14 protein-coding genes are annotated in these 13183 nt (G+C 67.4%); 8 read left to right on the plus strand and 6 right to left on the minus strand.

All coding sequences use genetic code 11. From position 1 onward, the window contains the following. Positions 1-191: 191 nt before the first annotated feature. Together VGD93_RS14130 and VGD93_RS14135 are read left to right on the plus strand one after the other, a co-directional pair. On the plus strand, positions 192-515 hold the full coding sequence (locus tag VGD93_RS14130) for a type II toxin-antitoxin system HigB family toxin (protein WP_395012801.1): 324 nt from the start codon (positions 192-194) through the stop codon (positions 513-515). Further along, a complete protein-coding gene (locus VGD93_RS14135) occupies positions 505-885 on the plus strand; it encodes a helix-turn-helix domain-containing protein (protein WP_395012802.1) in 381 nt (126 codons plus the stop codon). Before VGD93_RS14130 ends, VGD93_RS14135 begins: the two co-directional genes overlap by 11 nt. A 4-nt stretch (positions 886-889) precedes the next feature. Here the strand turns inward: VGD93_RS14135 and VGD93_RS14140 are convergent, their stop codons facing one another. The 3 genes from VGD93_RS14140 to VGD93_RS14150 form a co-directional block, all read right to left on the minus strand. Further along, complete coding sequence (locus VGD93_RS14140) at positions 890-1687, minus strand: molybdopterin-dependent oxidoreductase (protein ID WP_395012803.1); 798 nt, start codon at positions 1685-1687, stop codon at positions 890-892. Beyond that, the gene (locus VGD93_RS14145; protein WP_395012804.1) at positions 1680-2549 is read right to left on the minus strand and encodes a cytochrome b/b6 domain-containing protein; all 870 of its coding nucleotides are present in this window, start codon (positions 2547-2549) and stop codon (positions 1680-1682) included. The genes VGD93_RS14140 and VGD93_RS14145 overlap by 8 nt, the downstream gene beginning before the upstream one ends. 152 nt (positions 2550-2701) lie before the next feature. Further along, on the minus strand, positions 2702-3349 hold the full coding sequence (locus VGD93_RS14150) for a ThuA domain-containing protein (protein WP_395012805.1): 648 nt from the start codon (positions 3347-3349) through the stop codon (positions 2702-2704). A gap of 265 nt (positions 3350-3614) precedes the next feature. On the opposite strand from VGD93_RS14150, the gene VGD93_RS14155 reads away from it, so the two are divergent. Beyond that, entirely contained in the window at positions 3615-5423 is a 1809-nt protein-coding gene (locus tag VGD93_RS14155; protein WP_395012806.1) for a bifunctional metallophosphatase/5'-nucleotidase, read from the plus strand. Positions 5424-5481: 58 nt separating this feature from the next. Here VGD93_RS14155 and VGD93_RS14160 read toward each other — a convergent pair whose 3' ends face one another. The 3 genes from VGD93_RS14160 to VGD93_RS14170 all read right to left on the minus strand — a co-directional run bounded on the left by VGD93_RS14160 (position 5482) and on the right by VGD93_RS14170 (position 7667). Then, positions 5482-5733, minus strand: a complete 252-nt coding sequence (locus VGD93_RS14160; RefSeq protein ID WP_395012807.1) for a GlsB/YeaQ/YmgE family stress response membrane protein — start codon at positions 5731-5733, stop codon at positions 5482-5484. Positions 5734-5778: 45 nt separating this feature from the next. Further along, positions 5779-6825 (minus strand): Gfo/Idh/MocA family protein, encoded by a 1047-nt coding sequence (locus tag VGD93_RS14165; protein ID WP_395012808.1) that lies wholly within the window; start codon positions 6823-6825, stop codon positions 5779-5781. Between the two features lie 71 nt (positions 6826-6896). Then, a complete protein-coding gene (locus VGD93_RS14170; protein WP_395012809.1) occupies positions 6897-7667 on the minus strand; it encodes a ThuA domain-containing protein in 771 nt (256 codons plus the stop codon). A gap of 413 nt (positions 7668-8080) precedes the next feature. On the opposite strand from VGD93_RS14170, the gene VGD93_RS14175 reads away from it, so the two are divergent. Genes VGD93_RS14175 through sseA form a run of 5 tightly spaced genes read left to right on the plus strand, consistent with a single transcriptional unit; the run spans position 8081 to position 12865 of the window. Further along, positions 8081-9184, plus strand: a complete 1104-nt coding sequence (locus tag VGD93_RS14175; protein ID WP_395012810.1) for an ABC transporter substrate-binding protein — start codon at positions 8081-8083, stop codon at positions 9182-9184. Next, positions 9174-10106 carry an ABC transporter permease gene (locus tag VGD93_RS14180; RefSeq protein WP_395012811.1) on the plus strand — a complete coding sequence of 311 codons (933 nt, stop codon included), beginning with the start codon at positions 9174-9176 and terminating at the stop codon, positions 10104-10106. The genes VGD93_RS14175 and VGD93_RS14180 overlap by 11 nt, the downstream gene beginning before the upstream one ends. After that, entirely contained in the window at positions 10103-10894 is a 792-nt protein-coding gene (locus VGD93_RS14185) for an ABC transporter permease (RefSeq protein WP_395012812.1), read from the plus strand. Before VGD93_RS14180 ends, VGD93_RS14185 begins: the two co-directional genes overlap by 4 nt. A 2-nt stretch (positions 10895-10896) precedes the next feature. Further along, positions 10897-11964 (plus strand): ABC transporter ATP-binding protein, encoded by a 1068-nt coding sequence (locus tag VGD93_RS14190; RefSeq protein ID WP_395012813.1) that lies wholly within the window; start codon positions 10897-10899, stop codon positions 11962-11964. 58 nt (positions 11965-12022) lie between these two features. Further along, positions 12023-12865: a 3-mercaptopyruvate sulfurtransferase gene (gene sseA, locus VGD93_RS14195; protein WP_395012814.1), complete on the plus strand. Its 843-nt coding sequence runs from the start codon at positions 12023-12025 to the stop codon at positions 12863-12865. The last annotated feature ends 318 nt before the right edge of the window (positions 12866-13183 follow it).

Raw genomic sequence — 13183 nt, forward strand, 5'->3', positions numbered from 1 at the left:
CATTGGTCGATAAGAAGAGAAGCAGGTCGCATTGTGAAGGCGCAAGTCCCGAGCGGGGATATCTCTTGCGCCGGCGACTGGACGGCATATGGAGCATGCGCGCGGAAATAGCAAGGCCGCTCGTCAATCTGAATTGATCGAGTGCCTGGCGCCACCTTGCTCCCGTTTTGGGACCATGTTAGACGTTTTCCATGAGAATTGTCGCCCGCCGAACGCTGCGCGAGTACGTCGACAGTCTCGCCGGGGATGCCGGGCAGGTGGCGGTCAAGAACGCACTGGACGCGTGGTTCGACGAGGTCAGCAGGGCCCACTGGGCGAACATGAACGAAGTGAAGCGACACTACCGCAACGCCAGCGTTGTGAACGCGGAACGGATCGTCTTCAACATAAAGGGCAATGACCATCGGCTCGTAGTTGCCGTGGATTTTGAGAAGGCGGCCGTCTGGATCAAGTGGCTCGGATCGCACAAGGCATACGACCGCATCAACGCAGGGACGATCGAGCATGGCCGCTGAACTCAAGCCCATCCGCACCGAGGCCGACCATGAGGCGGCCCTGCTGGAGATCGAGCGTCTTTGGGGAGCCAGGTCAGGCACCCGGGAGGGCGATCGGCTCGAAGTGCTTGTCACGCTCGTTGATGCCTACGAGGCACAGGCCTGGCCGATGGACCCGCCGGACCCAATTGCTGCCATTGAATTCCGCATGGAACAGTTGGGGCTTACCCGAAAGGACCTCGAGCCGCTGATCGGGACGCGCGCGCGGGTTGCCGAAGTGATGAACCGCAAGCGCTCTCTGTCCATCGACATGATCCGTCGCCTGCACGAGGAACTCGGCATCTCCGCGGAAGTGCTCATCCGCCCGAGTCGCCTCGGTGAAGCCGCCTGAAGGGTCAGATCCCCCCGTACCAGTCGTAACCGTGGTCCTCCCAGTAGCCGCCCTGGCCGCGGCCGAAGCGGGCGAAGCTGTCGACGAGCTCGATCGTGTGGACGTATTTGGCCTGCTTGTAGCCCAGCGCCCGCTCGATGCGCACGCGCACCGGCGCGCCGTTCTGGATCGGCAGCGTCGCGCCATTGAGGCCGTAGGCGAGGATGGTCTGCGGGTGGTAGGCGTCGATCAGGTCCGAGCTCTCGTAATAGGGCTCGGGCGGCGCCAGCCCGCCGCCCATGACGTCGTAGCAGTGATAGACGAGGAAGCGCGCCGCCGGCTTCGGCCGCGCCTCGTCGAGCACCAGCGACAGCGGCGTCCCGGTCCATTTGGCGATGCAGCTCCACCCCTCGACGCAGTCATGCCGCGTGATCTGGGTCCGCGCCGGCATGTTGCGCAACTCATCGAGGCTGTATTCCTTCTGCTGCTCGACCAGCCCCGTGATTTTCAGCCTGTACCCGGTGAACCCGTTGAGCTGCATCACGGCGTATTCGGCGTTGGTCTGGCGCGGATCGGTTGAGCCGTTGGGGCGCTGGCCCTGGCGGATTTCGCTTTCGGCATATTCGCGCGCCAGCGCCTCGTGGGGGACCAGCGCCCGCTGGGCCGCGTAGGTGAGCTGGTTGGCGCGCTCGAGGAAATCGCGGACCGGGTCGTTGCGGCGGCCGAGGAAATCGAACTGGTCGCAGCCGGCGACGAGGAGCGACGACGCCGAAGCGGCGCCGAGGCGCAGCAGGCGCCGGCGGTTGAGGATGAGGTCAGCCATCGCTTTGCTCCTCTGCCGCGCCGGGACGCGCGCGATAGTAGCCGGTGATCATCGAGCGCAACGCGTTGAACGGCCCCACCAGCACGACCATCACCATGTGCACGACAAAGAACAGCACCAGCAGCGCCATGACGATGAAATGGATGGTGCGGGCCGTCTGCCGGCCGCCGAAGATGTCGACGAGCCACGGCCACGCCGCGTCCATGCCCGGCGACATGGTCAGCCCGGTGAGCACGATCAGCGGGAACAGCACGCAGAGCACGACGAAATAGGCCGCCTTCTGCAGCGGTGAGTAGCTGCGCCCATGGGCGAAGCGGAACCGCAGATGCGCCAGGATGTCCCGCGGCAGGCCCCGCAGGTCGCGCGGCCTGAGGACGACATCGCGCCACAGATGTCCGTTCACGAGGCTCGCGATCAGCCAAACGGCGAGCGTCCCCACCAGCACCCAGGCGAAGAAGAAGTGCACGACCCGGCCGGTCGCGAGGTCCTGGAAGGACGGGATCGTGGCCCAGGCGGGAAAACCGCGGAAGGCGGGGCGCTCGGGCGGGCCGCTCATGGCGAACAGCCCGGTGGTATCGAACTTCTGCCCGAACACGGTGGTAAAGCCGCGCGGCCCGTCCGGCGTGTTCTCCGCCTGCATCCTGAGGATGGCATTGTCGTATTCGAAGCCGGATTCGTGGCCGACATAGAGCGCCGGATGGGCGTTGAAGATCTGCAATCCCGACAGCAGCAGGAAGAACAGCGCCACCGCCCAGGTCCAGTGCGTCACCCGCGTCACGATCGCCTGCCGGTAGACGAGCGGCCCCTTGGTCGCTCGTCCGCCGCCATGTGTAACGGTCCCCCCCGCGTCGATGCTGGCCATGGTCCGTGCTCCCTGCACCCGAAGAGACGACACCCGCCCGTACAAAGTTTCGGGCACGGCGCTCGCGCCCCCTCCGCCGGTCGTCGTCCGGCATATTCGCAGGACCGGCGCGCCCGCTACACGGGCTCACGCCGAAGTGAGAAGATGCTCCCCTATTCCGGCCGGGCCGCCCAGTTGATGCCGCGGCGCAAGATCGTCGCCATCTCCGGCACCTCGAACTCGCTCGCCCGGTGGCCGAGCGTCGAATGGAATACCCGGCCCTTGTCGTAATTGGTTTTCCACACCACCGGCATCACCGTGCCTGCGATCCAGGGAGCGTGCTCGCCGGAGAAGGTGGTCGTCGCCAGCACCTCGATGCGCGGGTCGACATGCATGTAGTATTGCTGCGACGTGTAGGCGAAGCCCTTGATGCCCTGCATGATCGGATCGTCCGGCCTGGCGATGTCGACCCGGTAGTCGATGATGTCGCCCGGATGCGCGACCCATTGGCCGCCGACCATGAACTGGTACTCGACCGATTCGCGGAAGGCGTCGCTCATGCCGCCATGGTGCCCGGCCAGGCCGACGCCGCCCGCCACCGCCTTGGTGAGGTTCTCCACCTGCTCCTGCTCGATCCGGCCCGTCGTGTAGATCGGGATGATGAGGCTGAGATCGGCGATGGCCGGGTCGGCCAGCACCTTGAGGTCGGTCTCGACGCGCACCGAAAACCCGTCTTCGTGCAGCCAACGCCGATAGATCGCGGCGCATTCCTCCGGATCGTGCCCCTGCCATCCGCCCCAAACAATGAGTGCACTGCGCATGAAGCAACTCCTCTGACAAAAGCGCGCGGAGCTTAACGGAAAGCATTCTGCTTGCCAGCCCAAAAGGGCCGCGCGGCGGCCGCCGGCGGGTCGCGCGCAGCGGGGCCACCCTTTTCGGCGGCGGGCTTCTGATGTTTAGTAGCCGTTCCGCGGCCGCTGGCGACGCTCGAAATCTGGGGAAAATCGTGACTGCAACCGCAGTGTCGCAACAGGGTGGGAGAAGGGTCCGGTTCAGGCACCCGACAATCAGATGAGGGACAACGACATGAAGAAGGTCTTGCTAGGCGCCTCGGCGCTCGCTCTATCGGCCGGCCTTGCCGGCCCGGTTCAAGCCGAATACGTCCTCAACATCCTGCACATCAACGATTTCCACTCCCGCTTCGAATCGATCACGGGGACGGATTCCAACTGCAACGCCGAGGGTGAGAGCAAGGGCGAGTGCTTCGGCGGCATCGGCCGGCTGCGGACCGCCATCGACCAGCGCCGCGACGCGCTCAAGGCCGGCGGCGAGAACGTCGTGCTGCTGTCGGCCGGCGACAACTTCCAGGGCTCCCTCTACTACACGCAGTACAAGTCCCAGGTCGTCACCGACTTCTTCAACCAGATGGGCTTCGACGTGGTCGCCACCGGCAACCACGAGTTCGACGACGGCCCCGAGGAATACGCCAAGTTCATCGAGAACGCGCAGTTCCCGGTGATCGGGGGCAATTTCGACACCAGCAAGGACCCGACCCTTGCCGGCCGGCCCGCGGGCGTGATCGTGCTCACCGTCGGCGGCGAGCAGGTCGCCTTCGTCGGCGCCACCACCGAGGACACCCCCGAGATCTCCGCCTCCGGGCCGACGATCGAGTTCGAGAACGTGGCCGCCTATGTGCGCGGCGCCATCGGCGTGCTCGAGCAGGCGGGCATCAACAAGATCGTGGTGCTGAGCCATATCGGCTATGCCGAGGATCAGGCGCTGGCGGCGGCCGTTCCCGGCATCGACCTCATCGTCGGCGGCCACAGCCATACGCTGCTGTCCGACACCGACGCGAAGGCCGCGGGCCCCTACCCCACCATGGTCAAGGGTCCGGACGGCGTTGACGTTCCGGTGGTGCAGGCCCACCAGTACGGCAAGTATCTGGGCGAGCTCAAGGTCACCTGGGACGACAGCGGCAAGGTCGTTGCCGCCGATGGCGAGCCGCTGCTGCTCGACGCCTCGGTGACGCCCGACGAGGTCTTCGTGGCCGAGGTCGCCGAACTCGGCGTGCCGCTCGAGGAACTGAAGGCCGAAGTCATCGGCACCGCCGCGGCCGCCATCGACGGCTCCCGCGAGGTGTGCCGCGTCATGGAATGCCCCATGGGCAACCTGGTTGCGGATGCCATGCTCGACCGCGTCAGGGACCAGGGCATCCAGATCGCCGTCCAGAACGGTGGCGGCCTGCGCGCCTCCATCGACGCCGGCGAGATCACCATGGGCGAGGCGCTCACCGTGCTGCCCTTCTCCAACACGCTGTCGACCTTCCAGCTCAAGGGTGCCGACATCGTTGCCTCGCTCGAGAACGGGCTCAGCCAGATCGAGGAGGTGGCCGGCCGCTTCCCGCAGGTGGCGGGGCTGAAGTTCAGCTTCGACAAGACCAGGCCCGCCGGCGAGCGCGTCGTCGGCGACGTGCTGGTGCAGGAGGGCGGCGCCTGGGTACCGATCGACCCCGAAAAGACCTACGGCGTGGTCACCAACAACTTCGTGCGCAACGGCGGCGACGGCTACACCCTGTTCGCGGAAAACGGCCTGAACGCCTATGATTTCGGCCCGCCGCTCGAGCGCGTGCTCGCCGATTTCATCGCCAAGCAGGGTGGCGAGTACACCCCCTACACCGACGGCCGCATCACCGACGCCTCGCCCGCGGCGCCGGCGGAAGCGGCCCCGGCAGCCGAGCCCGCTACACCCGCGCCTCCTGCCGCGACCGCGACACCTCCTGCCACCGAAGCCCCCGCCATGCAGGCTCCGGCCATGGAAGCCCCGGCGATGGAGGCCCCGGCAATGGAGGCAACGCCTCCGGCCAGCGAAACCGCACCCGCCGCTCCGGCCAACTGAGCCGGGGCCGACCGACCTGCCGGTGGGAGGGGCGCCCGTGCGGCGCCCCTTCTGCTTTTCAGCGGGGGCGCGCCAGCTGCCGCCAGGCGATGAGGACGATCACCGCGCCGACGATGGCGCCGAGGAACCCGGCGGTCTCTCCCGGCCGGTAGAGGCCGATCGCCTGTCCCAGGTAGGTGGCGAGCAGCGCGCCGACGATGCCCAATACCGTGGTGAGGATGAAGCCCTGCGGCTTCGGCTGCCCCGGCGTTACCAGCTTGGCGATGATACCCGTGAGGAACCCGATGACGATGGCACCCAGCACGTCCATGGCGCGTCTCCGTTCTGTTCCGCACCGCGCTCGGTTGCGGCCTACTCAGGCGGTCGCCATCTCCCGCCGCTCGCGGTCGGTGACGGTGGCGAGGTCGAGGATCTTCTGCAGGTTGGCGGCGTGGCGGAACGAGGGTTCGAGCGTCCTGCCGCTGCGCACCGCCGCGGCGAAGCGCTCGTAGTTGGTTGCGACCGGCGGCGCCTGCACTTCCCGCCAGGTTCCGGTTTCGACGTCCTCGCCCAGGCAGACGCGCAGCCGGCTGCCGTTGTGCAGATGCTGCACCTCGACGCCCCCCTTCTCGCCGTAGACGCGCAGCCGCAATTCGTTGAAGTGCCCGGTGGCCCAGCGCGTGGCGTGCACCACGCCGAGCGCGCCGTTGTCGAAATCGACCGCCATGGTGAAGCTGTCGTTGGCGTCGAGTTCGTACTCGCCGATGCGGTTGCCCTCGGCCTTGTCGAAGGTCTTGAGCCGGCAGAACACGTGCGCGATATCGCGCCCGGCCCCGTAGGAGGCGAAATCGAGGATGTGGATGCCGATGTCGCCCAGCGTGCCGTTGGAGCCGTGCTTCTTGGACAGCCGCCACAGCCACTGGCTCTCGGTGCGCCAGTCGCCCCAGGCCTTGGACACCAGCCAGCTCTGCAGGTAGCTCGCCTCGACGTGCTTGACGGCGCCGATCTGCCCCGCGGTGACGATGGAGCGCGCCTGCTGCAGTTCGGCGACGTTGCGGTAGGTGAGGTTGACCATGTTGACGAGCCCGGCCTGCTCCGCCGCCTCGGTCATCTCCAGCGCCTTGGCGTAGTCGGTCGCCAGCGGTTTCTCGCAGAACACGTGCTTGCCCGCAGCGAGTGCCGCCATGGTCGTCGGGTGGTGGATGGGGTCGGGCGTGACATTGGCCACCGCGTCGAACTCTCCCCAGGCCAGCGCGGCATCGAGCGAGGCGAAGCCGTTGGGGATGGCGTGCTTGGCATTGAACGCCGCCAGCCGGTTGGGATCGACGTCGACGCCGGCGACGACTTCCACCCCCTCGACGGCGGCGAAGTGCTTGGCGTGCTGGGCGGCCATGCCGCCCGTGCCCAGGATAAGAAGGCGCATATGAATCATTCCTCGTCGTGGACCGCCCCCGGGCGGTCCCTGCAAATCCCCCCGCGGCCGCGGCCGGCGCTTCACCCCGGATGGTGGGTGAGCTTGGCGCCGCGCTCGACGATCGGCTCGAGCGCCTTGTCGACCGGCGTGTTCGGCGCGCTCAGCAGTTCGGCGTGCGCCTCGGGGCTGTAGGCCCAGTTGACCGCGTTGCGCAGCACTTGGCCGACCGTCCTATCGTGATAGGTCGGATAGGTCTCGTGGCCGGGGCGGAAATAGAAGATGTTGCCGGCGCCGCGCCGGTAGGTGAGGCCGGAGCGGAACACCTCCCCGCCCTGGAACCACGAGACGAACACCGTCTCCAGCGGCTCCGGAACCGAGAACGGCTCGCCGTACATCTCCTCGTTCTCGAGCTCGAAATAGCGCGGCAGCCCCCGCGCGATGGGATGGCCGGGATTGACCACCCACAGCCGTTCGCGCTCTCCCGCCTCGCGCCAGTGCAGGGCGCAGGGCGCCCCCATCAGCCGCTTGAAGATCTTCGAGAAATGGCCCGAATGCAGCACGATCAGGCCCATGCCTTCCCACACCCGCCGGGCGATGCGCTCGACGATGGCATCGTCGACCTTGTCGTGGGCCGCATGGCCCCACCACAGCAAGACGTCGGTCTCGGCGAGGCGCGCCTCCGTGCAGCCGTGCTCGGGCTCCTGCAACGTCGCCGTCGAGGCGAGGATGTTGGGATCCGCGGCGAGCAGGGCCGCAATCTGGCCATGCATGCCTTTGGGGTAGGTCCGGGCGACGAATTCGTTCTCCTGCTCGTGGACGTTTTCGCCCCAGACCAGTGCTCTGATGGGCATGCGATTGCCTCCTGCCAGACGTGAACAAGGGCGGGCTCGGGCCCCGCCCATGACTCGAAAAACGCTTCCAAAACGTTTTAGTTCTGCACGCCGATTCACTGCACCGCGCCGCTGCAAAAGGCAAGATGGCACGCGTCGGCCGGCGTCGCCGCGGCGGCCCCGGCCGCTCCGCAACCCGCCGGCCGGCCAGCGCCTTTCCGTTCGATCCCCGCTCGACTCCGTTGCGCAAAACGGGCACTCTCAGGCGTCACAAGCGCGTCGGATCAACAGGGAGTACGAGCGCGCGGGGCCTCGCAAGACGGCCCCGAGGCAAACAGCAGCACGACGTGTCATGCGGCCGTCATCGGCCGGCATTAGCAAGCGCCCGGCCGGTTCGCGGCCGGGCTACACAAAGAGCTACAGGGGAGACGACTATGCAGATGAGGAAAGCCTTTACCGCTTCGGTATCGGTCGTGGCACTGATGGCGACGAGCTTCGCCGCCACGGCGCAGCAGGACATCAACGCCCTTTACGAGGCGGCCAAGGCCGAGGGCATGCTGTCCACCATCGCGCTGCCGCACGACTGGTGCGGCTGGGGCGACATCATTGCCGCGTTCAAGGCCAAGTACCCGGGCATCGAGGTCAACGAACTGAACCCGGATGCCGGTTCGGCCGACGAGATCGAGGCCATCAAGGCCAACAAGGACAACAAGGGCCCGCAGGCCCCCGACGTCATCGACGTCGGCCTCGCCTTCGGCCCCTCCTCGACCGCCGAGGGGCTGCTCCTGCCCTACAAGGTCTCGACCTTCGACGGCATCGCGGTCAAGGACCCCGACGGCCACTGGTACGGCGGCTATTACGGCGTCATGTCCTTCGAGGTGAACACCGACATCGTCCAGAACGTGCCGGCCGACTGGACCGACCTGCTCAAGGACGAGTATGCCAATTCCGTGGCGCTCGCCGGCGACCCGCGCGCCTCGGCCCAGGCCATCCTCGCCGTCTATGCCGCCGGCCTCGCGGCCGCTGGCGGCGACGCCGCCAAGGCGCCGGAAGCAGGCCTCGATTTCTTCAAGCAACTCAACGACAAGGGCAACTTCGTCCCCGTCATCGGCAAGGCGGCCTCCGTTGCCCAGGGCACGACGCCGATCATCATCCGCTGGGACTACAACGCCCTCGCCGACCGCGACACGCTGGCCGGCAATCCGCCGATCGAGGTCGTCGTGCCGCAGAGCGGCGTCCTCGCCGGCGTCTATGCCCAGGCGATCAGCGCCTACGCGCCGCACCCCAACGCGGCAAAGCTCTGGCTCGAATACATCTACTCCGACGAGGGCCAGCTCGGCTTCCTCAACGGCTACTGCCACCCGGCCCGCTTCAACCAGCTGGTGAGCGAGGGCAAGGTGCCGCAGGAGGTGCTGGACAAGCTGCCGCCGGCCGAGGCCTACGCCAAGGCCGTGTTCCCCTCGCTGGCCGAGCAGGACGCGAACAAGGAAGTCGTCACCAAGCAGTGGGACAGCGTCGTCGGCGCGAATGTCCAATAGCCAGGTCTCTTCGGAGCCCGCATTGACAAGAGCCGGCCCGGCAGCCACCGGGCCGGCTCGTTCGGTTGCGCGCCGCTTCCCGTTTCCGGCCGGGCTGCTCGGCGTCGCGCCCTTTCTCGTGTTCGCGCTGATGTTCCTCATCGCGCCGACCGTCTATCTCGTCGCCGCCGCCTTCGTGGACGGGGCCGGCAACTTCACCTTCGACAACATCCTCGCGCTCTCCGATCCGCAGATCGTCAGCGCCTACGACATCTCGCTGCGCGTCTCGCTCACCACGGCCGGGCTGGGGGCGGCAATCGGGCTCGTCATCGCCCTCGCCGTCATCCGCGGCGGCCTGCCGCCGGCCATCCGTTCCACCATCATGACCTTTTCCGGCGTCGCCTCGAACTTCGCCGGCATCCCGCTGGCCTTCGCCTTTCTGGCCACCCTCGGCCGGCTCGGGCTGGTGACCGTCATCCTCAAGACCGTGTTCGGCTTCGACATCTACCGCGCCGGCTTCAACGTCCTGAGCTTCTGGGGCCTCAGCATCACCTATCTCTACTTCCAGATTCCGCTGATGATCCTCATCATCGCCCCGGCCATCGACGGGCTGAAGCGGGAGTGGAGCGAAGCCGCGGCGACGCTGGGGGCGACGCCCTGGCAGTTCTGGCGCCATGTCGGGCTGCCGGTGCTGTGGCCCAACCTGCTCGGCACGCTGTCGCTGCTGTTCGCCAACGCCTTCGGCGCCGTCGCCACCGCTTACGCGCTGACCGGCTCCTCGCTCAACATCGTGCCGATCCTGCTCTACGCCCAGATCCGCGGCGACGTGCTGCACAACCCGGGCCTCGGTGCCGCGCTGGCGGTGGGCATGATCGTCATCACCGCGCTCGCCAACGTCATCTACCTCGTGGTCCGCACCCGCGCCGAGAGGTGGCTCAAGTGAACGGCAAGCGCATCTGGGCCTGGTTCATCTTCGCGCTTGGCGCCGCCTATTTCCTGTTGCCGCTCATCGCTACCTTCGAGTTCTCGCTCAAGATGCGGCGCGGCGCCTACACCTGGGACGCCTACCTGGTGGTGTTCGCCGACCCGCGCTTCCAGGCGACCTTCACCTATTCGCTGGTCATCGCGCTGTTCACCATCGTCGCCGGCATCCTGATCATCGTGCCCGCCGCCTACCTCGTCCGCCTGCGCTTCCAGAAGCTCAGGCCGGTGGTCGAGTTCGTCACCCTGCTGCCGCTGATCATCCCGCCGATCATCCTCGTGTTCAGCTATATCCGCATGTACAACACGTCCTCGCTGCTGCCCTTCACTGGCAGCGCCTTCGGCACCGACCTGCTGCTGACCTTCGCCTATGTCACCCTGTCCCTGCCCTTCATGTACCGCGCCGTCGACACCGGGCTCAGGACCATCGACGTCGCCACCCTCACCGAGGCGGCGACCAGCCTCGGCGCCAGCCAGTTCACCATCCTCGCGCGGGTCATCCTGCCCAACATCCTCGTCGCCGTGCTGTCGGGCGCCTTCCTGACCTTTGCCATCGTCATGGGCGAGTTCGTCGTGGCCAGCCTGCTCAACCGGCCGGCTTTCGGCCCCTATCTGCAGCTGATCGGGGCCAACCGCGCCTACGAGCCGGCAGCGCTCGCCATCATCGCCTTCATCATCACCTGGGGCGCCATGGGCATGATCCAGCTGCTCGCGCGCTTCGCTCCCAAGACCGCCATACGGACCGACTGACCATGGCCGAGGAATTCCTGCGCATCGACCGCCTCGTCAAGACTTTCGACGGCAACACCGTCGTCAGGAACGTCGACCTCGCGTTCAACGAGGGCGAGTTCGTCTCGCTGCTCGGCCCCTCAGGCTGCGGCAAGACCACCATCCTCAGGATGATCGCCGGCTTCGAGCGGCCGAGCGCGGGACGCATCCTCGTGCAGGGCAGGGACATCACCGGCCAGCCCGCCAACCAGCGCAAGATCGGCATGGTATTCCAGGCCTATGCGCTGTTCCCCAACATGAATGTCGCCGGCAATATCGGCTTCGGCCTCAAGGTTGCCGGCACGCCGCGCGAGGAGGCGCGCGCCCGGATCGCCGAGATGCTGAAACTGATCGGGCTTTCCGGCCTCGAGAAGCGCTTCCCCTTCGAGCTGTCGGGCGGCCAGCAGCAGCGCGTGGCGCTGGCCCGGGCGCTGGCGCCGAGGCCGCGCATGCTGCTGCTCGACGAGCCGCTTTCGGCGCTCGATGCCAAGATCCGGGTGGCGCTGCGCGAACAGATCCGCGCCATCCAGCGCGAACTGGGGATCACCACCGTCTTCGTCACCCACGACCAGGAGGAGGCGCTTTCCATCTCCGACCGCATCGTGGTGCTCAATGCCGGCAAGGTCGAGCAGTTCGGCAGCCCGTTCGACGTCTACAACAAGCCGGCGAGCCGGTTCGTCGCCACCTTCGTGGGCACGCTCAACACGCTTACGGCCACCGTCGCCGACCCGGCCGCGAGGACCGTGGCCATCGACGGCCAGGTCGTCACCATCCCCGCCCTGCCCGCCACTGCCAGGAGCGGGGAGGCCGTGGCCCTGACGATGCGGCCCGAAGCGGTGTCGCTCGCCGCCGACACGCCGCGCGACATCGTCCTCGACGGCACCGTCTCCGAGGTCAGTTTCCTCGGCTCGGTGATCCGGCTCAAGCTCGACCTGGGGACGAACGCCATCCACCTCGACACCTTCAACGACCAGCGTACGCCGCCGCCCGCGTTCAACCAGAAGGTGAAGGTGACGATCGCCTCGAGCGACGTTCTGGTGCTGGAGCAATAGCGGCCGGCCCCGCAACCGGCTATCACACCCGTATTCCATCCGCCATCGGATGCCTGTCATGCACAATCCCCTCGTCACCACCGACTGGCTCGCCGAGCACCTGCGCGATCCCGAACTCGTCCTGATCGATGCCAGCTGGCACATGCCGGGGTCCGGGCGCGACCCGCGCGCCGAGTATCTCGCCGGCCACCTGCCGGGGGCGGTGTTCTTCGACATCGACGAGATCGCCGACAAGACCACGACGCTGCCGCACATGCTGCCGACGCCCGCGGAGTTCGCTCGCGCCGTCGGCGCGCTCGGCATCGCCGACACCGATACCATTGTCGTCTACGACGAGATCGGCGTGTTTTCCTCGCCGCGCGTGTGGTGGGAATTCTGCACCATGGGAGCGCGGCACGTGCGGGTCCTCGACGGCGGTGCCCCGCGCTGGCGCGCCGAAGGCCGGCCCACCGAAGCGGGCGAGGTCATCCGGCCGCGCATGGCCTTCCATGCCCACCTGCATCCCCATCTGGTCGCGGATTTCTTCGAGGTGCTCAACCTCACGCAGTCGCGCGACCGCCTGGTGGTCGACGCCCGCTCTGCCGCGCGCTTCCGCGGCGAGGCGCCGGAGCCGCGGCCCGGCCTGCCTTCGGGGCACATCCCGGGCAGCGTCAACGTGCCGGCCGGCAACCTCACCACCGACGGCCGCCTCAAGCCCGCCGCCGAGCTGCAGGCCATCTTCGCCGCGGCCGGGGTGGATCTCGGCCGGCCGATCGTCACCAGTTGCGGCTCGGGCATCACTGCCTCGACCGTCGCCCTGGCCCTTGCCGTCGCCGGGGCCCGGGACGTGGCCGTCTACGACGGCTCGTGGACGGAGTGGGGCGGCCGCCCGGGCGCTCCCATCGCGACCGGATCGGCCTGACCAGGGCGGCGTCCTTGATTCCGCCGCGTTGAACGCCCATATGCACGATCATACGTTTCAGCCGTCACGGCTATCTGATTGCCGGTCCCCCCGGCACTCTTGACGACCCCGGACATTGCGAACGTCCATGCTCCCCCATTCCCGGGAGGAGCGCTTTCCGCCAACGCGAAGTTTGGCTGGCAACATTCACTGAACACAGGAGGCCCGGCCATCTGAGCCGGGCTCGAACAGAGACGCATATGACAACCACTGACTACATGGCGCGCGCCGAGCTCTATCTCGGGCGCGACTGGGACAGCGCCGCGGCCGCGGGCCCCA

The sequence above is a fragment of the Devosia sp. genome (genome assembly GCF_036406155.1).
In the GTDB taxonomy this organism is placed as follows: Bacteria; Pseudomonadota; Alphaproteobacteria; order Rhizobiales; family Devosiaceae; genus Devosia_A.

Bases quoted from the DNA above. Each gene is read 5' to 3' on its own strand.
- VGD93_RS14130 (WP_395012801.1), top strand. From the start codon at position 192: ATGAGAATTGTCGCCCGCCGAACGCTGCGCGAGTACGTCGACAGTCTC.
- VGD93_RS14135 (WP_395012802.1), top strand. From the start codon at position 505: ATGGCCGCTGAACTCAAGCCCATCCGCACCGAGGCCGACCATGAGGCG.
- VGD93_RS14140 (WP_395012803.1), bottom strand. From the start codon at position 1,687: ATGGCTGACCTCATCCTCAACCGCCGGCGCCTGCTGCGCCTCGGCGCC.
- VGD93_RS14145 (WP_395012804.1), bottom strand. From the start codon at position 2,549: ATGGCCAGCATCGACGCGGGGGGGACCGTTACACATGGCGGCGGACGA.
- VGD93_RS14150 (WP_395012805.1), bottom strand. From the start codon at position 3,349: ATGCGCAGTGCACTCATTGTTTGGGGCGGATGGCAGGGGCACGATCCG.
- VGD93_RS14155 (WP_395012806.1), top strand. From the start codon at position 3,615: ATGAAGAAGGTCTTGCTAGGCGCCTCGGCGCTCGCTCTATCGGCCGGC.
- VGD93_RS14160 (WP_395012807.1), bottom strand. From the start codon at position 5,733: ATGGACGTGCTGGGTGCCATCGTCATCGGGTTCCTCACGGGTATCATC.
- VGD93_RS14165 (WP_395012808.1), bottom strand. From the start codon at position 6,825: ATGCGCCTTCTTATCCTGGGCACGGGCGGCATGGCCGCCCAGCACGCC.
- VGD93_RS14170 (WP_395012809.1), bottom strand. From the start codon at position 7,667: ATGCCCATCAGAGCACTGGTCTGGGGCGAAAACGTCCACGAGCAGGAG.
- VGD93_RS14175 (WP_395012810.1), top strand. From the start codon at position 8,081: ATGCAGATGAGGAAAGCCTTTACCGCTTCGGTATCGGTCGTGGCACTG.
- VGD93_RS14180 (WP_395012811.1), top strand. From the start codon at position 9,174: ATGTCCAATAGCCAGGTCTCTTCGGAGCCCGCATTGACAAGAGCCGGC.
- VGD93_RS14190 (WP_395012813.1), top strand. From the start codon at position 10,897: ATGGCCGAGGAATTCCTGCGCATCGACCGCCTCGTCAAGACTTTCGAC.
- sseA (WP_395012814.1), top strand. From the start codon at position 12,023: ATGCACAATCCCCTCGTCACCACCGACTGGCTCGCCGAGCACCTGCGC.